We start from the raw sequence: 20,190 nt of genomic DNA on the forward strand, positions 1-20,190 counted from the left end.
TTGTGGCCCATCCTCTTTGTTATGCTATCTGGTATCGGCATGGCTCAGCAAATTGTTCAATCTGCTTTCCGGACTGTGCAGGTAGGTCAGCTTGGGTTTGTCCAGTTGCGATCCAGTTCTGGAGAAGTTGCGCTCAATTTGGGGGTGCAGTCGGTCGTTGCAAGGCGAATTCCCTCTCAGCAGAATTGGTACTCGTTTGCTGTCCCTAAGACCACTCCTCTGGGTTATCAACTGCTACGGCCGGCTTCGAATGGAGCTTTTGGTGGAGTCATTATTGATGTTCAGCCTGCTGATCCAGTTGCTCTTGGAGGCTTCAATCCAGTAGCGAAAGGTAGATTCTTGTTACTTTTTAGCAGTTCTGCTCCATCAAGAATTGCCGATTTGTTATCTCCAGAAGTTGTCAAAAAACATCGCGAACTAGCTAGGTTTGACACATCTAGAGTAATAATACAGAACAGCCCGATTAGCAAGATCATGTCACTGCCTGGCCGTGGTCAAGTATGTGGCAAAAATTTGTATATAACCGGCGATATACTTTCAAGTCAGCAGAGCCCTACTTTGGATGCATTGCGTCAGGCGGCAACAGAAGGCCAGGGCCAGCATGAAGACTTACTTTTGGTTGATCCGACCACCATGCCATACCCGTCAGATTCAAGCGTACCTACGGATCATGTTGTTCCTACCACTACGGAAGAGCGCATCAAGCACAATTTGTATATGTGGGAAATAATCAAAAAACCATCTAGTATAAAAAGTAGCGAGCCGCCTTATGGACATGCACCGCTCATTTTAGTTTTAGATACTGCATATAAATACGAATCTCTTATCTATGATGAGCATTCAACACGTAGGGAGGTCAGTATTAGAGGAGAAGGCAATCAAATTATAAAAAAATTAGAGAGCTCTCCATTTCATGGGCTTCAGGTGGGGCGTTTAATTAACTCGGAACCTTTTGGTCTCGCTCCAGGTCGTGACGTACGCTACTATGGAGTATGTGCAAAGGGTAGATGTCAATTAGAGAAGATAATAGAGGCGATTTGCGTGGGCGTGGCTGAGGCTGTAAGCGGGCGCAAAGTTATCATCAATATGAGTTTCGGTAGCCAAAATGGAAAGGAGATCTTGTTGGGCGCCCTGAAAGATGCCCGAGATGCCGGCGTAGCTCTGGTGGCTTCTGCAGGCAATGATGACCGCTGTGGCTCATCAGGCACCGCGTGTAATCAGTTCCCAGCGCAATGGTTTGGTGATCCAAACGCTGCCGAACCTTGGAAGGGTGGATACAGTGTTGGCTCTATGGGACTCACGTCGAGCATAGGAGCTTCATCCAACACGCTTGTCTCGCGCCCCTCCGTCTTCGCGCCTGGTGTCTTTTATTTGCCTGCGAAAGAGGCGGGCAGGGCAGCGGATCTCCGGCTCTATGTGGGCAGTTCCTTCGCCACGCCTATTCTAAGCGCTGCTCTAGCGTTGTGGAGTGAGTGCCAGCCCCCAGGTACTCCCTGGCCAATGGCTAAGAATATAGCCGATTGGAAACAAGGTGGGGATGGCGTTCTGAACCTTGATACAATGTTGTCTGCTTGCAAATAATGTGAAGATTAAGTGCATACGATGTGTCTTCATATCTTGCGTGTTCGGAAGATAATCATTTATCATCTCTAGTAAGATAGAGCGTAGTATTGGCATACTAGACCTGGAAACTAGATGTTGTCTAAGTGATAGTAAAATTATAGAGGGGGAAGCTTGGAAATGAGCGTCCCCCTCTGGCCAGAATAAAATCTTCTACATTTATACGCTAATTTCTGCGAACCTCGCGTTTTCCTGAATGAACGTCTTGCGCGGCCCCACTTCTATGCCCATCAGGTTCTCGAAGACTTCGTTGGCGACAATGAGGTCTTCGATGCCCACGCGCTTCAGCGCTCGCGTCTCAGGGTTCATGGTGGTGTCCCACAGCTGGTCGGCATTCATCTCGCCCAGTCCCTTGAAGCGCTGGATCTCGTACTTCTTGCCTTCCTTGTTGGCACGGGCCACGTGCTCTTTTAGGGCGTCGTTGTCGTACAGGTACGTGCCCTTCTTCTCGCGGCCGACCATGATGCGGTACAGCGGCGGCTGGGCGATGTACAGGTAGCCCGCCTCGACAACCGGGCGCATGTAGCGGTAGAAGAAGGTCAGGAGCAGTGTGGCGATGTGCCCGCCGTCCATGTCGGCGTCGGTCATGATGATGATCTTGTGGTAGCGCAGGTTGCTCAGGTCGAAGTGCATGCGGTCGCCCGTGCCTTCCACGCCAGCGCCGATGGCCGCGATCAGGGCGCGGATCTCGGCGTTCTTCAGGATCTTGTTCAGCTCGGCCTTCTCGACGTTCAGGATCTTGCCGCGCAGGGGAAGGATCGCCTGGAAGCGGCGTTCGCGGCCACCCTTGGCGCTGCCACCGGCGGAAATCCCTTCCACGATGAACATCTCGGACTCGGCGGGATCCTGGCTGGAGCAGTCGGCCAGCTTGCCCGGCAGATCGTCGTTTTCCAGCGGGTTGCTGCGGCGCACGATGTCGCGGGCCTTGCGGGCGGCCTCGCGGGCACGGGCGGCCTCGGCGGCCTTCTCCACAATGGTCTTGCCGACCTTGGGGTTCTCTTCCAGGAACTCCGCGAACTTCTCGCCCACGACCGCGTTCACGGCCGTCTGCGCCTCGGAGTTCAGCAGCTTGACCTTGGCCTGCGACTCGAACTGCGGCTCGCCCAGCTTGACCGAGACGACGCAGTAGATGCCTTCCAGCAGGTCGTCGCCGGTAGGCACCGGGTTGCCGGACTTGATCAGGTTCTTGTCGCGGGCGTACTTGTTCAGAATGCGGGTGTACGCCGTCTTGAAGCCGGTCAGCGGCGTGCCGCCGTCGCGGGTGCGGATCATGTTGGCGTAGGTCAGGATGTTGTCGCTGGCATACGTGTTGGCGTGGATGAACGCGACCTCGACCTCCACGTCGCTGTTCTTGCCGCGCATGACGATGGGCTGGTCGTACAGCAGCTTGCTGTCGTCCGTGACCAGGGCACGCGCAAAATTGGCAATGCCGCCCTGCTCGTAGAAGGTCTCTTCCTTGACGGTCCCGGCGTGCAGCTCGGTGCGCTCGTCGCGGATGATGATCTTCATGCCGGTCAGGTACGCCAGCTCGCGCAGGCGATTGCGGATCCGGTCGTAGTTGAACTGGTTCTCGAACTCCTTGAAGATCGTGGGATCCGGGTGGAAGCTCACGCTGGTCGCCCACTTCACGGTGCTGGGCGTGTCGCTGACCACGTGCAGCGGCTCGACCAGAATGCCGCGCTCGAAGCGGATGCGATGCAGCTGGCCGCCCTTGTTGACCGTGACATCCAGGAAGGTGGACAGCGCGTTCACGACCGTGGAGCCCACACCGTGCAGGCCGCCGGAGACCTTGTACGCGCCGCCGCCGAACTTGCCCCCGGCGTGCAGCTCGCTGAAGATGACCTCGATGGCCGGGCGGCCCTTGCTCTTCATGATGTCCACCGGAATGCCGCGCCCGTCGTCGGTGATGGTGGCGCTGCCGTCGGCGTGCAGGATCACGTTCAGCTCGGTGGCGAATCCGGCGAGTTTCTCGTCGATGCCGTTGTCGATGATCTCGGTCAGGAGCTGGTGGTAGCCGTCGATGCCCGTGCCACCCTGCACGTACATGCCGGGGCGCTTGCGCACGGCGTCCATGCCTTCCAGCACGGAGATGTCGGCGGCGGTGTAGTCGGCGTTGGGTTGGGCATTGGTGGTGATCTCTTCGACCAGGTCGTTCACGGGCGTGTCGTTCAGTTGGGTCATGGCTCTCCTGCGTCGCGGCCTGCCGGGGCAGGGGCGGTGGGAAGGACTGCGAAAGGGAAGTGGGGAGGGTGCGTTCAGGCACCGTCCAGTGTCTGTTCAGTATACTACCTCAGTTGAAACCGGTCAAATAAATTACGCTGTAAACAGAATAGGATGGAGTCGGTTCAATGTTGGTAAATCCCGTCCCATACGGGGCTGATCGGTCAGGCTACACGGAGAGTGACTCCCGCCGTCACCTCACGTGGGCCAGCACACGTCAGAATGGGCGGCGCATGATCCGCCGCGTTGCCCTGTTCACCGCCCTGCTCGGTCTGGTTCCGTCCGGCCTGTCCCAGACCACCTCTGGCCCGGCCCGCAGCGACGCGGCGGCGTGTGCTCTGCCGGCCGGGCCACTCCCGACCCGTACCCGCGCCGTGTTCGTGCTCGACACCAGCGGCAGCATGCAGGGGCTGGGCGACGGCAAGGCTGTCATCTTCGGGCGGGTCACGGCGGCCATCAATACCTATGTGCGGGCCACCCGGCCCGATCGCGTCGAACTCCTGACCTTTGATGCCGGAGTGCGGTCGCGCCAGAGCTTTGAGGCGCCGGCCGGCACCGCCCGCTGGAACGCGGCGCTGGCCGCCCTGAAGGCCGACGGCAGCAACACCCACCTCTACCGCAGCGTGCAAGCGGCCCTGAGTCCCCTGACCGGGGCCGGCACATACCTGACCACGGTGTTCGTCCTGACCGACGGGATCGACAACGATCCGCAGCAGTCCGTCACGCCGGATCGGGCGCTGGCGGCCTTCGCAGGGCGCGGCCCGCTGGATCGGCTGCATTACGTGGCGCTGGGCACCGGGATTCCGGCCGCCGCCCGCCGTGCACTGGAGGCCAGCGGCTACGCCGACGGTGTGACCTTGCCGGTCGGTACATCCCCGGATCTGGTGCGCACCGGCACCGGCGGCGGCCTGCTCACGGTGACGGACACCGCTGGCCTGCCCGTGCCCTTCCTGTCGGGCACGGCGCTCCAGCTCGGTACCGGCCCGGCCAGCGCCCCGGTGCGTCTGGCCACCCCGACCGTCCAGGGCGGCCGGGTGCGCCTGACGCTGGCGGGCAACGTGCCCTACGGTGCGCCGGCACTGCTGTGTGCGGCCCCGGTCGGAAACGGTGTCCGGCCGGGGCAGGTGCTGCTGCGCGTTGCGCTGCCCGGCACCGCACGGCTGCGGCTGCTGAACCCCGCCGCCGACCGGGCCCTGGCGACCGGCGAGGACGTGGTGCTGCGCTACGCCGCGCCGATCGGGCAGCGGGTGGAGGGTACCCGGATCGTGAACGCGCCGGCGGGCCTGCGGGCCGAGGTCTGGGCGCCGCCCGGCTCCCGCCTGATCACCCTGCGCCTGACGAACACCGGCCTGGGGGTGGGCACCCGCGTGAGTCCCACGCTGCTGCTTCCCGGCGGTCTGGGGGTGACCGTGCCGACCGTGACGGGTGCCCCCGGCGGCCGGACGCCGCTGGTGTCACCCGCCGCCACCGGAGACTCCCGCTCGGCCGTGGCGGCCCCGGCGGCTGGCGCCGGCTGGACACGCTGGCTGCCGTGGGCGCTGCTGTGTCTGCTGCTGGGGGCTGCGGCGGTGGTGGGCCTGCGGCGGCGTTCCCGGGGCGCCCCGGTGCGTCCTGTCCGCCCCACGCCGCCCGTGGCCGCCGCGCCCGGCGTGCCCGCTGTCGAGGGCATCGAATACAGCGAGGATCGCCTTCTGTCCCTGGTCGGCGTGAATGGAGAGGTGACAGGCGTGTCCACCCCGCTGGACGGCCCCTTTGATGTGGGACACCTGGCGCGGGTGCCACACCTGAGCGGCCTGCGCTTCGAGCAGCACCTGCACGGCCTGCGCTGCACGCAGATTCCGCCGGACATCGAGGTCAGCCAGGGAGCGCGGCTGCTGCGGGCCGGGGACATCGTGCGGCCCGCCACGCTGCTGGGCGTGGCCGTCGCCCGCCCGGCGCGGGCCCCGTCCCTGCCGCTGGGGTCGCTGGCGGGCCTGGGGCTGCCGCTGACCCTCAGCACGCACGGGCAGACCGTCCACGTCGTGGGGCCGTATGGCGAGCACGCCCTGACCCTGCGCCCCGGCCTGACCGACGTGGGTGACAGCCTGGACGCCCCGGCCCTGCGTGGCCTGCGGCTGGCCGTCACGGGTGGCGTCGTCCTGCTGGCCGAGCGCCCGGACTCCCTGGGCCTGCGACGTCCCGGCGAGGGAGAGTCCATCCGGCCCGGCACCGCGCTGAGCGGCATGCTCACCCTGGATCTGCCCGGCGACGTGACACGCTGACGTCGGCCGGGGTGCGGCGCCATGCTCTGCGCCCGTGCCCGGGCGCACCCGCCGATCCGGTTCGCCCATGACGACAAATGCTCTAGGCTGCCTCCATGGAGTGGCTGCGGCAGATTCACGACATCCGGTTCGACACGCCCCTGGGCCTCTTCCTGTCCGGGCCGCTGGTGGTCGCGGCGCTGGTGCTGTTTCTGTGGAGCGTTGCCCCGACGGTCAAGGGCAGGGTGAGTACCGGGTTCATCGTGTGGCTGCGCGTCACGTGGGCGGCCTTCCTGCTGCCGGCGGTCACGGGCGTGATCCTCGCGCTGGGCGGCATGAAGGTGGCGAGCGCCACCGACGCGGGCGGCGGCACGACCCGCTACGGCTTCCCGGTCGATCCCAGCCGTGACTGGGAGCACTGGATGTACGTGGCGTTCACCCTGCTGACGCTGTACGTGATCGAGGTGCTGATCAAGGGGCGCGTGATCGAACACCGGCTCGGTCTGAAATTCCTGCCGGTGGCGACGCTGTTCATGTACGGCTGCACCTTCATGATCGGCCGGGTGGCCGTGTTTCCGGGCAGCACGCCGGGCACGTGACGGTCACGCCCGGTGGTACGGCGTTCATCCGGCGGGTGTCCACCCGGAACATGGTGGACGCCGCCGTGGCCGGGCCTCATGCTGCGGTCACAGGCTGATGCTCCCCTGTCTGGAACCCATGCCCACACGCTCTACGCACAGACGCTTGCTGCTCACCGTCCCCCTCGTCGCGTCCCTCCTCGCTGCCAGTCCGTCTCTCGCGGTCAAGACGTCCGGTTCTAAGATCACTCCGTCCAGCACGACCATCGCCTCCACGCCACCCACGCGGACGGTCACCGTGCGGCGCGGCGATACCCTGCCCCGCATCGCGGCGCGGACCGGCGTCAGCGTGGCCCGGCTGCGTGCCCTGAACGGCCTGAAGGGCAGCGGGCTGATCAGCGGTCAGGTGCTGCGGCTCGGGCCGGTGTCCACCACGAAATCCCCCGCGCCACAGGGCGTGTACACCGTGAAATCAGGTGACTGGCTGAGCCGGGTCGCGGCCCGCTTCGGGGTCACCGTCCCGGCCCTCGTGAAGGCAAACTCGCTGAAGACGACCGTCATCCGGCCGGGTCAGAAGCTGATCGTGCCGGCCAGAACTGTCTCCGCGGTGGCTGCCCGCCCGAAGGCCCGCCCCACCACGGAAGTCCGCACGCTGTACACCTATGTCCGCATGACTGCCGGCGACACGCCCACGCGCCTCGCGGCCCGCTACCACCTGAGCGTGGACGCCCTGCGCCGCCTGAACGGCCTGACGTCGTACCGCTACATCGTGCCCGGCAGCAAGCTGCTGGTGCCCACCCGCGTGCCGGTGCCGATCCCGCCGGCCCCGCTGCACCAGCCCGTGACCTTCAAGACGCTGCGGCCCCTGGGCGTGCGGGTGCAGATCATCACGGTGGATCTGCGTTACCGCTCGACCCTGATCGCGCCGGTGCTGCCGTCGACGGCCGACACCTTCGGCCGGGGGGCACGGGTGGGGCAGCTCGCCCGTGCCAGCAGTGCCCGTGCCCTGATCAACGGGTCGTACTTCCACCCGCTGAGCTTTGCGCCGGCCGGCGACATCGTCATGCAGGGGCGGATGCTCACGTGGGGCCGGATTCCCATGGCGCTGGCGATCACGCCGGACAACCGCGCCACCATCCGGGCCAGCACCACCCCGCTGCTGCGGCGGCCGCTGGACACGAGCTGGGCGGGCATGGAGACCGTGATCGCCACCGGGCCGCGCATCCTGTCCGGCGGGAAACTCACGGCCGGGTACAGCAGCGCCTTCCGCGATCCGGCGCTGTTCGGCCGCGCCGCCCGCAGCGCCGTGGGCCTGGTCAGCAACCGTGATCTGGTGCTGGTCAGCACGCACACGCGGCTGACCACCACCGAGATGGGCAAGGTCATGGCCCGCCTGGGCATCCGGGACGCGCTGCTGCTCGACGGTGGCAGCTCGACCGGGATCGCGTGGAACGGGGCGCCCGTGCTCGAGAGCGTCCGCAAGGTCAGCTACGGCATCGGCGTGTTCACCGGCTACACCGGCCGCCGCTACCTGCGCTGAATCCGGGCACTACTCCGCCCACAGCCACATGCGGGCGGTCGGCGGGTCGGACGTGACCCGGATGACCGTCTGCTCGCCAGCCAGGACGCTCAGGTACTGACCCCGCGTGGCGTCGTGGAAGACGTGCAGGTTCTGGTCGCGCGAGCTGTCGCCCACGCCCAGCAGCGTCAGGCCGGCCGCCGCGAGCCGGTCGCAGGTCTCGGCCACGCTGCCGGACATGGTGTAGCGGGCTCCTGGCTGCGCGTCCCTCAGCAGGGCGGTCACGGCCGCGTCCGGGGTGGGGGCGGCCACCGCCGGGTGGGTGGTCACTGCGCCCAGCAGCGCTGTCACGGTGAGCAGCGTGCGGGCGATCTGGCGGGTTCGTCCGGTGGTCGTCCTGTCGTGTCGCATGTCCTGCCTCCTGCCGCGCATCCGCGCTGGCACGGTCAGGGTGCGCCGGGTGCCGTGACCGGGCATTGACCGCAGCGTGACCGGTGGGCACAGCCCTGGAGCATGCGGGCCTGTACCATGCGGGGATGATGGTGTTCTCCCCCCACCCGGCCCGTGACCCCGCGCAGGGCCACCCATGAAGCCCGAGCAGGTGCAGTCCCAGATCACCCGCGTGCTCGGGGACGCCATCGCCGGGCTGCGCGACCCGCGCGTGCCGATGATCGTGACCGTGGAGCGCGTGACCGTGACCGCCGACTACGGTCTGGCCCGCGTGTACGTGAGTGCCATGACCGGCAACGTGGACGATCTGGTCGACGCCCTGAACCACGCCCGGGGGCACCTCCAGCGTCAGGTGGCCGAGCACGTGCGGATGCGGCGCACGCCTACGCTGGAGTTCCATGCCGCCAGTGAGGCCCGCTGGTGACCGTCGGCCCCGCCGAGATTCACAGCGTCCTCGCGGTGCGCTATGCCGAGACGGACATGATGGGCGTGGTGCACCACGCCACCTATCCCGTGTGGTTCGAGGTGGGCCGCACCGACGTCATGCTGGCGTGCGGGCTGCCGTACACCCAGATCGAGGCGCGCGGGCACTACCTCATGCTGTCGGGCCTGACCGTCGAGTACCGCCGCGCCGCGCGGTACGGGGACACGGTGACCGTCGTAACCCGTGTGGCCGAGCTGCGCAGCCGCACCGTGACCTTCGCTTACCGCGTGCTGCGCGGCGAGGAGCTGCTGGCGACCGGCGAGACCCGGCACATCGCCACGGATCACGCCTACCGGCCGTCACGCCTGCCGGACGACGTGCTCGTGGCGCTCGGTGCCGGAGTGCCCTGAGGCACGCTACACTGCGCGGCACATGAGTCACCTGTCGCGCACCCTGCCGATCAAGCGCGCCGCGCACGTCTATCTCGTCCATGCCGGCCAGCTGCTGCTGGTCGAGGAACGCATGGATGACGGCAGCATCTTCTACGGCCTGCCGGGCGGCAAGGCCAACGCCGGCGAGACCCTGGGCGACGCCGCCGTGCGGCAGGTACTCCACGAGACCGGGCTGAACGTCACCGATCTGGCCTTCGTGAGCCTGCTGGAGGGCGAACTCCTGACCGGCACGCGCAACGAGTGCTACGCGACCTTCGCCCGCTTCACCGCCGACTTCAGCGGTGACCTGGCCCCCACCGATCCCGAGGTCGTGGGCCTGAAGTGGGTGCCCTTCGAACAGGTCGAGGCCCTGGTGCGCTATGGCCCCCCGCCCGAGGTCGAGGAACGCAACCCGCTGATCTGGGTGCCCACCCGCGACTTCCTGCGCGGGCAGCCCCGGGCGTACTACCCGATCTGAGCGAACCGACCTGACCTAGCCCGTGCACCCTCAGCCAGTACGATGGGGGAAACGCTCACAATCCGCACCGTGCCGGTGGTACGCTGCGGCCATGTGGCCATTCGGAAAGAACACTGCTGACCGTGTCAAGGACGCCCTGAACGAGCAACCCCGCCTGAAGGATCTGGGACTGCAGGTCACCGAGCGCGGCGGCGACGTGAGCATCAGCGGCATGGTGCCCACCGAGCACTACCTCGGTCTGATCCGGGTGGTCGCCGAGGGCATCAACGGCGTGAAGACCGTCGACACCAGCGGGGTGACGTTCGAGCAGGAGGTGGCCGCGCCCGCCCAGGCCGCCCCGGAGACCCCCGAGCCGGCCGTGGACGCCGCACCCGAGCTTCAGCCCTCGGCGCCTGCCACCGTCAGCACCGGCAACATGAACGCCCGTCCTGCCCCGAAGGCCGCCGCGCCCGCGCCGGTCAGTGACGCCGAGATCCAGGAACTCGAGGACGCCAGCAAGATCGCCAAGGCCGTCCACCGGGCCATCCGCAACAACGGTGAGCTGTCCGACGATCCCATCGATGTCCTGCAGAGCGGCAAGTCGGTGATCCTCCGCGGCGTCGTGGACAACGACCACGAACTGCGGCTGCTGGAGCAGGTCGCCCGCGGCGTCAGTGGCGTGGCCGGCGTGGACGTCAAGGGGATCCGGGTGGCCCAGGGGGCCAAGGAACTCGCCAAGGAGAAGGACGAGGCGTCCGGCGACACCGTGTACACCGTCAAGCCCGGCGACAGCCTGAGCGCCATCGCGCAGAAGTTCTACGGCGACGCCATGGAGTACAAGAAGATCGCCCACTACAACAACATCAGCAACCCGGATCTGATCCACCCCGGCGACAAGCTCCGTATTCCCGGCTGAGCGGCACCTTCTCCTTCTGACAGCGGTGTTCGGTTCCGTCGAGGGGCGACACCGATGCCCCTCACTTCCACGTGTACCCGCGGTCTCCTGCAGGTGCTCGCTCCGCTCGATGCAGAGGCCGTGAGGGAACCCTGGGGTGCCTCTGAATTCTGCTCTGCACTGGACGCCCGGTTCCGCCTTTGGTGGGACGTGGTGTCCAGTTGCTGCCGCTATGCTCGGCGCATGATGGTGCCCATGGACACCGCGGCACCGCCCAGCCCGGCCCGGCCCGGGTCGCTGCTGACCGAGCTGCGCGCGCCGCGCACGTGGCGGACGGCGATCTATCTGCTGCTGGCGCTGCCCGCCGGCCTGTTCGCGTCCGCCCTCCTGGCGGGCGGCGTGATCGGCGGGGTGCTCACCCTGCCGCTGCTCGTGGGCGCAGCCGTGCTGCTGGGCTGCCTGTGGCTGGTGGGCGCGATCGGGGAGCTGCACCGCGTGCTGGCCGGCCTGCTGGGCGTCTATTTTGCCCGGCCCCTGCCGCCCGTGTCGGGAGGACTGCTCACGTGGCTGCGCACCACGCTGGCCGACCCGGTCACGTACCGCACGCTGCTGTTCGTGCTGGTGCAGCCGCCTCTGGCCCTGCTGTGCTGGGTCGCGCTGGGCACCCTGCTCAGCGTGATGGTGCTCAGCCTCGCGTCGCCGCTGTGGCTGCTGAATCCGGAGGCGTGGCCGGTCGTGTGGGGCGAGCGGACAGTGACCCCCAGCGTGGAGGCCGTCCTGGGCCTGCTACTGCTGGGACTGGGCAGCGTGATCGTGCTGGGCGGCGTGATCGACCTGTTCGGGCGGCTGTGGACACGCCTGTCGGTGGCGCTCCTGGCACGTGACCCCGGTGCCGAGGCGGCGCGGCGCGAGGTGGTGGCGCTGCGCCGCGCTGCCGGTCGGGTGGCGCTGGGCGACGACCTGCACGCCACCCTGCTCGACCTGACCGCGCAGGCGCGGGCGGCCAGCACGGCCGACGCCGTGATCCTGCTGGCCCCGGACGGCACGCTGCTGGCCGGCAGTGGGCCGTGGCCGGATGTGCAGGCCGGGATGCCGGAGCGCCTGCCCGGCCCCGGTGCGGCCGACGTGCGCCGCACGCCCGACGGCACGCTGCTGGCGACCCTCCCGGTCACGCTGCCGGTGTCGGCGGGTGGCCCGGACGGCGGGGTGCTGCGGGCCCGCTATGCACCGGGGGTGCGGCCCAGCAGTGACGAGCTGGCCTTCTTGCTGAGCATCTCGGATCACGCGGGCACGGCCCTGCACGCGGCGCACCTGATCGAGCGGGCCGGCGCGCGGGCGGGCGAACTGGAGCGGGCCCGGCTCGCCCGCGAGCTGCACGACAGCGTGGCGCAGGCGCTGTACGGCATCACGCTGGGGGCCAAGACGGCCCGCGCCACGCTGGACTCCGATCCGGCCCGCACCCGCCAGAGCTTGGAGTACACCATCCGGCTCGCCGAGGGCGGCGTGTCCGAGATGAAGGCCCTGCTGTTCAGCCTGCGTCCCGACGCGCTGGAGGAAGGCGGGCTGGTCGCCGCGCTGCGCCAGCACGCCCATGCGCTGGAGACCCGGCATGGCCTGAACGTCCATGCCGATCTGCGGGCCGAGCCGCCCCTCGCGCCGGACGCGCAGGCTGCCGCCTACCGCGTGGCCCAGGAAGCCATGCACAACGTCGTCAAGCACGCGCGGGCCGGACAGGTGTGGCTGGACGTGCAGGTCGTCGCGCTGCCGGCGGGCGGGGAACATGTCGTCCTGAGCGTGCGGGACGACGGACGCGGTTTTGATCCGGGGGGCCCGGTCGCCGGCACCCTGGGCCAGCGGGGCATGCGGGAGCGGGCGGCCGGCGTGGGCGGCACGCTGGACGTGCGCAGCGCCCCCGGCCAGGGCACCACGGTCACGCTGTCCGTGCCGGTCGCCCGCCCGGCGGGGGGGAGCGCGTGACCGTCACGCCGCCGTCCCGGCCGCTTCCGCCCGTGCTGGGCCGCATGGCGATCGGGCTGCTCGTGGCCGCGGCGGGCGGCGTGGTGGCGTGGCAGAGCGTCGGGTTCAGTCCCACGCCCGGTATGGCCGCGCTGAGCACGCCCCTGAGTGTGCCGCTGCGTGGCGTTCCGCCGCAGGGCTGGCCCGGCGCGGCGAGCGTCTACCTGCGTGGTGACCGGGTCGATCTGAACGTGACTCCCCTGGACACGGCCAGTCCGTGGCTGCTGCAGGGGTCGGCGCTGCACCGGGGGCGGAATCCGGTCGCGGTCGACCTGCGCCGCGATGACGAGATGCTCAGCGCCACCGTGTCGCTGAGTGTGCGGGGGTTTGACCGGGGAGGCGTGATCGTGGGCGAACCGGAGCCCCTGCAACACCGCGTGTCGGTGGCGCTGGCGCGGCGGCTGCCGCTGTCGCTGTCCACGCGGACGGGCAGCGGCGACCAGACCCTCGACCTCACCCCGCTGCGCCTGCGGGCGCTGACCCTGCGGTCAGACAGCGGCACCCAGGACGTGACCCTGCCCGATCGTCCGGCGGGGGCGTTCTCGCTCGTCAGCGGGAGCGGGGACATCGCCGTGCAGGCGGCGGCCCGGTCCAGCCCCGAGGCGCTGCGCGTGAACACCCAGAGCGGTGACCTGAGCCTGAACCTTGCCACGGCCCGTACCCTGGCCCTGGGGGCCGGGTCGCTCAGCGGCGACGTGCAGCTGACCCTGCCTGAGTCCTTCGCGCGTGGAACGGTCACCACCGCCAGCGGTGACGTGGTCGTGACCGCGCCGGCCACCCTGGGGGCGGGGAACCTCGACATCCGGACCCAGAGCGGGGCGGTGGTGCTGAACGTGGCCCCGGAGCTGCGGGTGCGGATCCGCTTCACGGACCGGGATACCGTGGTGCTGCCGGAAGGCACGCCGCCGGGCACCGCGCCGCAGCTCGACGTGTTTATCGACAGCGGGAGCGGCGACGTGCGCCTGGAGCGGCCGGACGGTACGGACGTGCCCCTCCCGGCGGCCAGCGTGCCCGCCGTCCCCCCCCTCCAGACGTCCAGCTTCCAGGAGAGCCCATGACCATGCCCCCGACCACTCTTCCCGTTCGCGTCCTGCTCGTCGATGACCACGCCGTCGTCCGCCAGGGACTGCGCCTGTTCCTGGGCCTGGATCCCAGGATCGAGGTCGTGGGCGAGGCCGCCAATGGCGAGGAAGCCCTCGCAGAGGCCGATGCCCTGATCCCGGACGTGATCGTCATGGATCTGATGATGCCCGTCATGGACGGCATCACCGCTACCCGCCACCTGCGGCGCCGCCTGCCCGAGACCGAGATCATCGCCCTGACCAGCACCCTGGAGGAGCACAAGGTCAACGGCGCGATCGAGGCCGGCGCGATCTCGTACATGCTCAAGGACGCGAGTTCCGACACGCTGGCCGACGCCATCCACGCGGCGGCGCGGGGTGAGGTGCGCCTGCACCCCGAGGCCGCCAAGCGCCTCGTGCGGGATTTCCGGGGCGGCGAGATGCGCGAGACCCTGACCCCCAAGGAGACGATCGTGCTCCAGCTGATCGCGCATGGCCACAGCAACCGCGACATCGCCGCCGACCAGGGCGTCAGCGAGGCGACCGTCAAGACGCACGTGAGCCGCCTGCTGGGCAAGCTGGGCCTGGAGAGCCGCACCCAGGCCGCCCTGTACGCCCTGAAATACGGCATCGCCAGCCTGGACGGCGTCGAGCTGTGAGCCGGCCCGGCTGAGCTTGCCGGTCGTCACTGCGTCCACTATGCTGGACATATGACCACTATAGAGGACGAAGCGGCGGTGCAGCTGGCCCAGCGGCTCCGGCTGGAGCGGGAGTCGCGGGGCTGGTCGCTGGCCGACCTTGCCCAGCGCAGCGGTGTGGCCAAGGCCAGCATCAGCAAGGTCGAGCGCGGAGAGATGAGTCCCACCGCCGCGCTGCTGGTGCGCCTTGCCGGGGCCTTCGACCTGACGCTGGCCGGGCTGCTGCTCCGGGCCGAGACCGGGGGGGAACGCGTGACCCGCGCTGCCGACCAGCCCGTGTGGCGCGATCCGGAGACGGGCTACACGCGCACCCAGGTCTTCATGCGGCCCGATCATCCGGTCGAGGTCGTGCAGGTGGTCATGCCTGCCGGGCAGCGCGCCACCCTGCCGGCCGCCAGCTATGCCCGTATCCGGCAGGTGCTGTGGGTGCTGGCCGGAACCCTGACGGTCACCGAGGGAACCGAACGTCACGAGCTGCACCCCGGCGACACGCTGGGCTTCGGCCCGCCCGCCGACGTGACCCTGGCCAACGACCTCGCAGCGCCCTGCACCTACGTCATTGCCCTGGCCCGGAGCTGACCATGACCGACCTTCGTATTGCGCCGCTGGGTGCCCAGGACATCGACCCGCTCACCGACCTGCTCATCGAGACCGTCGCCGCCGGCGGTTCGGTCAGCTTCCTGCACCCGCTGCCGCCCCCAGAGGCCCGTGCGTTCTGGCAGGGTTCGCTGGACGCCGCCGCGCGGGGTGGCCGTGTCGTGTACGGTGCGTGGGACGGCGACCAGCTCGTGAGCACGGTCACGCTGCTGCTCGACTGCCCGCCGAACCAGCCCCACCGCGCCGAGATCGCCAAGATGATGACCCGTGTGGCCTGCCGGGGCCGGGGGATTGCCACCACGCTCCTGCGCGTGGCCGAGGCCGAGGCGATCCGCCGGGGCCGCACGCTGCTGGTGCTCGACACGTCCGTGGACGGCGGGGCCAGCCGACTCTACGAGGGCGCCGGCTACACCCTGGTGGGGGAGATCCCGGACTACGCCCTGACGCCGGACGGTCGCCTGAACGGCACGCTGATCTACTACAAGCGGCTGGGCTGAGGCGAACGGGGACGACGCTGCTCATGCGGCGGGGGACGGCAAGGCGGCGGACACCGTCGATGTCCGCCGCCCGCCCCTGCGTGCTTACCCCAGGTCGTCCAGCACGGCGTCCAGATCCTTCTTCACGCACGTGAACATCGGCGTGTCGCGCAGGGTGTACATGCTGGCCTCGGTGTAGCGCAGGCGGTGCACCAGATCGACGAATTCCTGCGGGTGGTCGCTGTCGAAGCTGACCACGAACTCCTGGTCGTCGATGCCGTAGGAGTAGCTGGTGTTGATCCGCACACCCTTGAACGGGGCACTGGCGTAGATGTGCTCGTCCATCATGCCCTGGCGGGAGTGCGGGGTCAGGTCGTACCACGGCCGGGTCTTGATGAAGGGATAGATGAACAGGAACTGCCCCTGCCCCGGCAGGATCTCCAGCCCGTGTCCGCTGCCCTCGACGCGGTTGACGTACTGGCTGCGCTTGTTCATCGACACGAAGTTGAAGGGCTGGGTCAGGTAGCCCATCAGCCGGGTGCGGTTCAGGCGGGCCTGGGCGTCCTGAAACTCGCGCACGTCGAAGGCGATGCGCCACAGCATGAAATCCACGTCGCTGCGCACGCCCACCAGCGAGTACGGCCGCAGGATCAGGCCCTTCTCGGCCGGGGCGTCGCTGACCCAGCCGTTCGCGGCGGCCAGGAACTCGGCCTTCAGCTCGTCACGCTCGGCCTGCGGCAGCCGGCGGAACGCCGGATCGAGCTTGAAGAACGCGTAATTGAGGAACTGCCGGGTCGAGCGGTCGGCCTCGCGCTGGGTGACCTGCCCGCTGGGGTCGAGATCCACCATCATCTTGGGGCGGCCGCCACTGGGGCGCGGTGCGGCCGGGGCCTCGCTCTCGGGGGCCGTGGTGTCCGGACGGCCGCTCACTGGGCCACCACCTCGCCGCGCAGATCGGTCGCCATGCCGAAGTTCTGCCGGTACAGGGCCTGGATGGCGTCATACTCGGCGTCGGTCAGGGGCGCGGCGCCAAAGGTGGCGACGTACTCGTCCAGCCCCTCCTGCGAGTAGATGTTGGGCAGCACGCTCGCCATGACCGGCGACCGCAGCGCGAACTGGATGGCGAGCTGCCCGATGGTGCGGCCCCGGCCCTGGACAAATTCGGCATTCAGCTGCTCGACCTTCTTCAGACCGTCCTCCATCCAGGCCTTGCGCCGCGCGTTGGTGGTCATGCGCCAGTTGCGGTGGTCGCCGGGTTCGAACTCGGTCTCCAGGGTCATGTACCCCTCCAGCAGCCCCGAGGCGTGCGGCACACGGGCCATCACGCCCACGCCCGCCTGCTCCCCGGCGGCCAGGATGGGCTCGCCCAGCACCTGCTCCAGCAGGTTGTAGATGATCTGGGTCGGGGCGCGGCGCTCGCGCAGGCTGGCGATTCCTTCCTCGATCTGGCGGTCATTCAGGGCTGGCCCCAGCGCCGTCCCGTACGCGCGAATCAGGCCCTCGGCCTTCGCCTTCTCCAGCTCGGCCCACAGGTCGTCGGCCCGGATCGCGTCGATGCGGGGGTTGTGCAGCTGGTAGTAGTCGATGTAGTCGGTGCCCAGCCGTTTCAGGCTGCCTTCCAGCGCCTTGCGCAGGTACGCGGGCGACCAGTCGTGCGGACGCTCCTGCTGCCCCGGCCGATCCGGGTGGGTGTAGATGTCGTAGCCGAACTTCGTGCCGATCACGATCTCGCTCCGCACGTCGCCCAGCGCCTCGCGCTGCAGTTCCTCGGCGCGGCCCGAGGCGTAGGTGTCGGCGTTGTCGAAGAAGGTGACGCCCGAGTCGAAGGCGCGGCGCAGCAGGGCCTTGCCCATGCCCTCGTCCCTGACGCCCCACCACGTCGTGCCGACGGTCCACACGCCGAAGCCCACGGCGCTCACGGTCAGATCAGTGCCCTGCAAGGTGCGGTAGTCCATGCCCGCACTATTCCACCTGCGGTCGGGGATGAATGCCCAGGGCTGACGGGATGATGTGAACTCGGCTGTGAAGGAATGAACCCTGCCCCCCCCATCTGGGGCACCCTCCGGCCGCCCCTGATGTCATAGTTGACTCATACCCTGCACATCCTCCTCTTACCCTCCCCATGCCCAGGAGACCGTATGCACCGATCCCCCCGCCGCGTCGTCCCCACCCTGCTGCTCAGTGCACTCCTGGCCGCCTGTGGCCAGTCGCCGGCCCCACACCCGGACGACGAGTCCGTCCTGCCGCCGGGGAGCCCGTATGCGAACGGTGCGGCGTATCCGTGGAGCGACCGGCTGGAGGCGCCGGTTGCCGATCCCTACGCGGCGGGGCGCGACTACCCGTGGTCATCTCCGACGGCCGCCAGCACGCTGGACACCCAGGCGGTGCGCAGCGGCGTGAACGAGCTGGGTGACCTGCCATGGACGTCGGCCACCAATTTCTGGGGGCCGGTGGCCCGCAACCGCAGCAACGGCGAGCAGGACGTGAACGACGGCCGCATCCTGACCATCGGCGGGAAGACCTATGCCAAGGGGCTGGGCGTGCACGCTGACAGCAGCATCAACTATGCCCTGAATGCCCAGTGCAGCACCTTCACGGCGTCGGTCGGCATCGACGACGAGGTCGGGACGCGGGGCCGGGTGACCTTTCAGGTGGTGGGGGACGGCCGGGTGCTGTACACCAGCCCGGAACTGACCGGCGTGGATGCCGCCAGGGCCGTGACCGTGGCCGTGACCGGCGTGAGGGAACTGACCCTGAAGGTCCTGAAGGGCGCGAACACCTACTACGACCACGCCGACTGGGCCGAGGCCAGGGTGATGTGTCAGGCCCCCACGCCGACCGGCACGGTCTATGTGAGCGACCTCGCGTATACCAGCGCCACCAACAACTGGGGGCCGGTCGAGATCGACGCCAGCAACGGCGAGCAGAAACAGGGCGACGGCCGTCCCCTGACCATCGGCCAGAACGTCTACGCAAGGGGTCTGGGGGTACACGCGAACTCCACGGTCACGTATGACCTGGGCGGCGCGTGCCAGGCCTTCACAGCGGTCGTGGGGATCGACGACGAGACGCAGGGCCGGGGCAGCGCGGCTTTTGCGGTGTATGGCGATGGGAAGCTGCTGTACGGTAGTGGCCGGGTGCCGGCGGTGTCGCCCGGGACTCAGGAACCCCCGGTCATTGCCCGCGCCGACGTGACCGGCGTCCACGCCCTGAAACTGGTCGTCACTGACGGCGGCGACGGCAAGACCTTCGACCACGCCGACTGGGCCGACGCGCGGCTGTACTGCAACCCGGGCCGAACGGCCGGTACCCCGGACGCCAGCTTCGGGCTGCAGGGCCACGCCACCGTGGGCGGCGTGGACAGCGTCGTCGAGCCGGACAGCGCCGTGGTGCTGCTCGGGGCGGACTTCAGCGTGACACGCCTGTCGGCGACTGGCACGCTGGCGGGCACCGGCACGGTCAGTGTTCCCGGCGGTACGGCCCGCGCCCTGGCGCGGCAGTCGAACGGCACTCTGGTCGCGGTGGGCGAGGCGAGCGGCGCAGTCGTCGCCGTGCGGTACCTGCCGAACCTCCAGCCGGATCCCAGCTTCGGTACGGGCGGCGTGGTGATCCGGCAGTACGGAGACGCGGTGAACAGTGTGCCCGCGAAGTCTCTGGCCACGGACGTCGCCGTGCAGTCTGACGGGAAGGTCGTGCTGGTCGGCACCCTGTCGCGTGCCTACCAGCCCTACCCGGACGACAACCAGAGTACGCTCGACCACCTGATCGCCCGTCTGAATCCTGACGGAACGCCGGATACGGGGTTCGGCGCCTCCGGGACGATCGCTCTGGCAACCTCAGCGGTCTCCAGCACGACGTGTGGTGAGCTGGAGGACGTGATGTCCGCGGTCGCGATCCAGGCTGACGGCAAGATCGTGGCCACCGGGAATTCCGACTGCACCGGCGGCTACATCCCGCTGATCCTCAGGGTCGGCAGCACCGGACAGCTCGATCCGAGCTTCTCGGGCGACGGCCTGGCTGATGCGTCCGTGGTCAGCGGCGGTTACGGTGACTTCATCCGGGCCGTGGTCATCCAGCCCGATGGCCGGATCGTGATCGGTGGCGCGACCGAACGCTTCCAGACTGCGGCCTTCGTCGAGCGGCTCACGCAGGCCGGGGCTCCCGATGGCGGCCGGACATTCCAGATCGCCGATGAATTCTACGAGCAGGGCAGCATCTTCAGCCTTGCCGCCCAGGCCGACGGGAAGATCGTCTTCGGTGCCCGGTCGCCCAACAGCCAGAACCTGGGCCGCCTGAACGCCGACCTGACGCTGGACACCGCCTTCGGCAGCCAGAGCAGCGGGTATGTCACGGTGACGGAGGCGATCACCTCCGTGAACGTCGACCCGCTGGGCCGGATCGTGGGCAGCGGCCCGACCGGTACCGTGCGCGTCCTGCCGTAGGTCCGGCGGGAACGAGGGGCCGCCCTGCTCGTCCGGGCGGCCTCCTTCATGGCCTCTGGTAGCCTC

At 68.3% G+C, this 20,190-nt stretch carries 18 protein-coding genes; 14 read left to right on the top strand and 4 right to left on the bottom strand.

Annotated elements, in window-relative coordinates; all coding sequences use genetic code 11:
- The first annotated feature begins 21 nt into the window (after window positions 1-21).
- Window positions 22-1,581 (top strand): S8/S53 family peptidase, encoded by a 1,560-nt coding sequence (locus U2P90_RS07680; RefSeq protein WP_322474454.1) that lies wholly within the window; start codon window positions 22-24, stop codon window positions 1,579-1,581.
- Between the two features lie 198 nt (window positions 1,582-1,779).
- Here the strand turns inward: U2P90_RS07680 and U2P90_RS07685 are convergent, their stop codons facing one another.
- Window positions 1,780-3,801, bottom strand: coding sequence for a DNA gyrase subunit B (locus tag U2P90_RS07685; protein WP_322474455.1), 2,022 nt, complete (start codon window positions 3,799-3,801; stop codon window positions 1,780-1,782).
- A gap of 272 nt (window positions 3,802-4,073) precedes the next feature.
- Here U2P90_RS07685 and U2P90_RS07690 point away from each other — a divergent pair, with 272 nt between their 5' ends.
- From U2P90_RS07690 to U2P90_RS07700, 3 genes are all read left to right on the top strand, one after another.
- Window positions 4,074-6,101: a vWA domain-containing protein gene (locus tag U2P90_RS07690; protein ID WP_322474456.1), complete on the top strand. Its 2,028-nt coding sequence runs from the start codon at window positions 4,074-4,076 to the stop codon at window positions 6,099-6,101.
- A gap of 95 nt (window positions 6,102-6,196) precedes the next feature.
- The gene (locus tag U2P90_RS07695; protein ID WP_322474457.1) at window positions 6,197-6,679 is read left to right on the top strand and encodes a hypothetical protein; all 483 of its coding nucleotides are present in this window, start codon (window positions 6,197-6,199) and stop codon (window positions 6,677-6,679) included.
- Window positions 6,680-6,824: 145 nt separating this feature from the next.
- Entirely contained in the window at window positions 6,825-8,198 is a 1,374-nt protein-coding gene (locus U2P90_RS07700) for a LysM peptidoglycan-binding domain-containing protein (protein ID WP_322474458.1), read from the top strand.
- A 9-nt stretch (window positions 8,199-8,207) separates the two neighbouring features.
- On the opposite strand, the gene U2P90_RS07705 is transcribed toward U2P90_RS07700, so the two are convergent.
- Window positions 8,208-8,588 carry a hypothetical protein gene (locus tag U2P90_RS07705; RefSeq protein WP_322474459.1) on the bottom strand — a complete coding sequence of 127 codons (381 nt, stop codon included), beginning with the start codon at window positions 8,586-8,588 and terminating at the stop codon, window positions 8,208-8,210.
- Between the two features lie 175 nt (window positions 8,589-8,763).
- Here U2P90_RS07705 and rbfA point away from each other — a divergent pair, with 175 nt between their 5' ends.
- The 9 genes from rbfA (at window position 8,764) to U2P90_RS07750 (ending at window position 15,703) form a co-directional block, all read left to right on the top strand.
- Window positions 8,764-9,051: a 30S ribosome-binding factor RbfA gene (rbfA, locus tag U2P90_RS07710; RefSeq protein WP_295820459.1), complete on the top strand. Its 288-nt coding sequence runs from the start codon at window positions 8,764-8,766 to the stop codon at window positions 9,049-9,051.
- On the top strand, window positions 9,048-9,461 hold the full coding sequence (locus tag U2P90_RS07715) for an acyl-CoA thioesterase (protein ID WP_380103527.1): 414 nt from the start codon (window positions 9,048-9,050) through the stop codon (window positions 9,459-9,461). The genes rbfA and U2P90_RS07715 overlap by 4 nt, the downstream gene beginning before the upstream one ends.
- Before the next feature lie 22 nt (window positions 9,462-9,483).
- Window positions 9,484-9,960 (top strand): NUDIX domain-containing protein, encoded by a 477-nt coding sequence (locus U2P90_RS07720; RefSeq protein WP_295820456.1) that lies wholly within the window; start codon window positions 9,484-9,486, stop codon window positions 9,958-9,960.
- Window positions 9,961-10,051: 91 nt separating this feature from the next.
- Entirely contained in the window at window positions 10,052-10,855 is an 804-nt protein-coding gene (locus U2P90_RS07725) for a BON domain-containing protein (protein WP_322474460.1), read from the top strand.
- Window positions 10,856-11,077: 222 nt separating this feature from the next.
- Window positions 11,078-12,811 (top strand): sensor histidine kinase, encoded by a 1,734-nt coding sequence (locus tag U2P90_RS07730; protein ID WP_322474461.1) that lies wholly within the window; start codon window positions 11,078-11,080, stop codon window positions 12,809-12,811.
- Window positions 12,808-13,908, top strand: coding sequence for a DUF4097 family beta strand repeat-containing protein (locus tag U2P90_RS07735; RefSeq protein ID WP_322474462.1), 1,101 nt, complete (start codon window positions 12,808-12,810; stop codon window positions 13,906-13,908). Before U2P90_RS07730 ends, U2P90_RS07735 begins: the two co-directional genes overlap by 4 nt.
- Window positions 13,905-14,570, top strand: a complete 666-nt coding sequence (locus U2P90_RS07740) for a response regulator (protein WP_295820447.1) — start codon at window positions 13,905-13,907, stop codon at window positions 14,568-14,570. The genes U2P90_RS07735 and U2P90_RS07740 overlap by 4 nt, the downstream gene beginning before the upstream one ends.
- A 51-nt stretch (window positions 14,571-14,621) precedes the next feature.
- A complete protein-coding gene (locus tag U2P90_RS07745) occupies window positions 14,622-15,188 on the top strand; it encodes a helix-turn-helix domain-containing protein (protein WP_322474463.1) in 567 nt (188 codons plus the stop codon).
- 2 nt (window positions 15,189-15,190) lie between these two features.
- The gene (locus U2P90_RS07750; protein ID WP_322474464.1) at window positions 15,191-15,703 is read left to right on the top strand and encodes a GNAT family N-acetyltransferase; all 513 of its coding nucleotides are present in this window, start codon (window positions 15,191-15,193) and stop codon (window positions 15,701-15,703) included.
- Window positions 15,704-15,787: 84 nt separating this feature from the next.
- Here U2P90_RS07750 and U2P90_RS07755 read toward each other — a convergent pair whose 3' ends face one another.
- Both U2P90_RS07755 and U2P90_RS07760 read right to left on the bottom strand, forming a co-directional pair.
- Entirely contained in the window at window positions 15,788-16,534 is a 747-nt protein-coding gene (locus U2P90_RS07755) for a chlorite dismutase family protein (protein WP_295820468.1), read from the bottom strand.
- Window positions 16,535-16,608: 74 nt separating this feature from the next.
- Entirely contained in the window at window positions 16,609-17,637 is a 1,029-nt protein-coding gene (locus U2P90_RS07760) for an aldo/keto reductase (RefSeq protein WP_322474465.1), read from the bottom strand.
- A 183-nt stretch (window positions 17,638-17,820) separates the two neighbouring features.
- On the opposite strand from U2P90_RS07760, the gene U2P90_RS07765 reads away from it, so the two are divergent.
- Complete coding sequence (locus tag U2P90_RS07765) at window positions 17,821-20,124, top strand: NPCBM/NEW2 domain-containing protein (protein ID WP_322474466.1); 2,304 nt, start codon at window positions 17,821-17,823, stop codon at window positions 20,122-20,124.
- Window positions 20,125-20,190 lie beyond the last annotated feature (66 nt).

The organism is Deinococcus sp. AB2017081, assembly GCF_034440735.1.
Classification (GTDB): Bacteria; Deinococcota; Deinococci; order Deinococcales; family Deinococcaceae; genus Deinococcus; species Deinococcus rufus.

Excerpts from the sequence above, each read along its gene's own strand:
- U2P90_RS07680 (WP_322474454.1), top strand. The coding sequence starts at position 22 with ATGCTATCTGGTATCGGCATGGCTCAGCAAATTGTTCAATCTGCTTTC.
- U2P90_RS07685 (WP_322474455.1), bottom strand. The coding sequence starts at position 3,801 with ATGACCCAACTGAACGACACGCCCGTGAACGACCTGGTCGAAGAGATC.
- U2P90_RS07690 (WP_322474456.1), top strand. The coding sequence starts at position 4,074 with ATGATCCGCCGCGTTGCCCTGTTCACCGCCCTGCTCGGTCTGGTTCCG.
- U2P90_RS07695 (WP_322474457.1), top strand. The coding sequence starts at position 6,197 with ATGGAGTGGCTGCGGCAGATTCACGACATCCGGTTCGACACGCCCCTG.
- U2P90_RS07705 (WP_322474459.1), bottom strand. The coding sequence starts at position 8,588 with ATGCGACACGACAGGACGACCACCGGACGAACCCGCCAGATCGCCCGC.
- rbfA (WP_295820459.1), top strand. The coding sequence starts at position 8,764 with ATGAAGCCCGAGCAGGTGCAGTCCCAGATCACCCGCGTGCTCGGGGAC.
- U2P90_RS07720 (WP_295820456.1), top strand. The coding sequence starts at position 9,484 with ATGAGTCACCTGTCGCGCACCCTGCCGATCAAGCGCGCCGCGCACGTC.
- U2P90_RS07725 (WP_322474460.1), top strand. The coding sequence starts at position 10,052 with ATGTGGCCATTCGGAAAGAACACTGCTGACCGTGTCAAGGACGCCCTG.
- U2P90_RS07730 (WP_322474461.1), top strand. The coding sequence starts at position 11,078 with ATGATGGTGCCCATGGACACCGCGGCACCGCCCAGCCCGGCCCGGCCC.
- U2P90_RS07740 (WP_295820447.1), top strand. The coding sequence starts at position 13,905 with ATGACCATGCCCCCGACCACTCTTCCCGTTCGCGTCCTGCTCGTCGAT.
- U2P90_RS07745 (WP_322474463.1), top strand. The coding sequence starts at position 14,622 with ATGACCACTATAGAGGACGAAGCGGCGGTGCAGCTGGCCCAGCGGCTC.
- U2P90_RS07750 (WP_322474464.1), top strand. The coding sequence starts at position 15,191 with ATGACCGACCTTCGTATTGCGCCGCTGGGTGCCCAGGACATCGACCCG.
- U2P90_RS07755 (WP_295820468.1), bottom strand. The coding sequence starts at position 16,534 with ATGATGGTGGATCTCGACCCCAGCGGGCAGGTCACCCAGCGCGAGGCC.
- U2P90_RS07760 (WP_322474465.1), bottom strand. The coding sequence starts at position 17,637 with ATGGACTACCGCACCTTGCAGGGCACTGATCTGACCGTGAGCGCCGTG.
- U2P90_RS07765 (WP_322474466.1), top strand. The coding sequence starts at position 17,821 with ATGCACCGATCCCCCCGCCGCGTCGTCCCCACCCTGCTGCTCAGTGCA.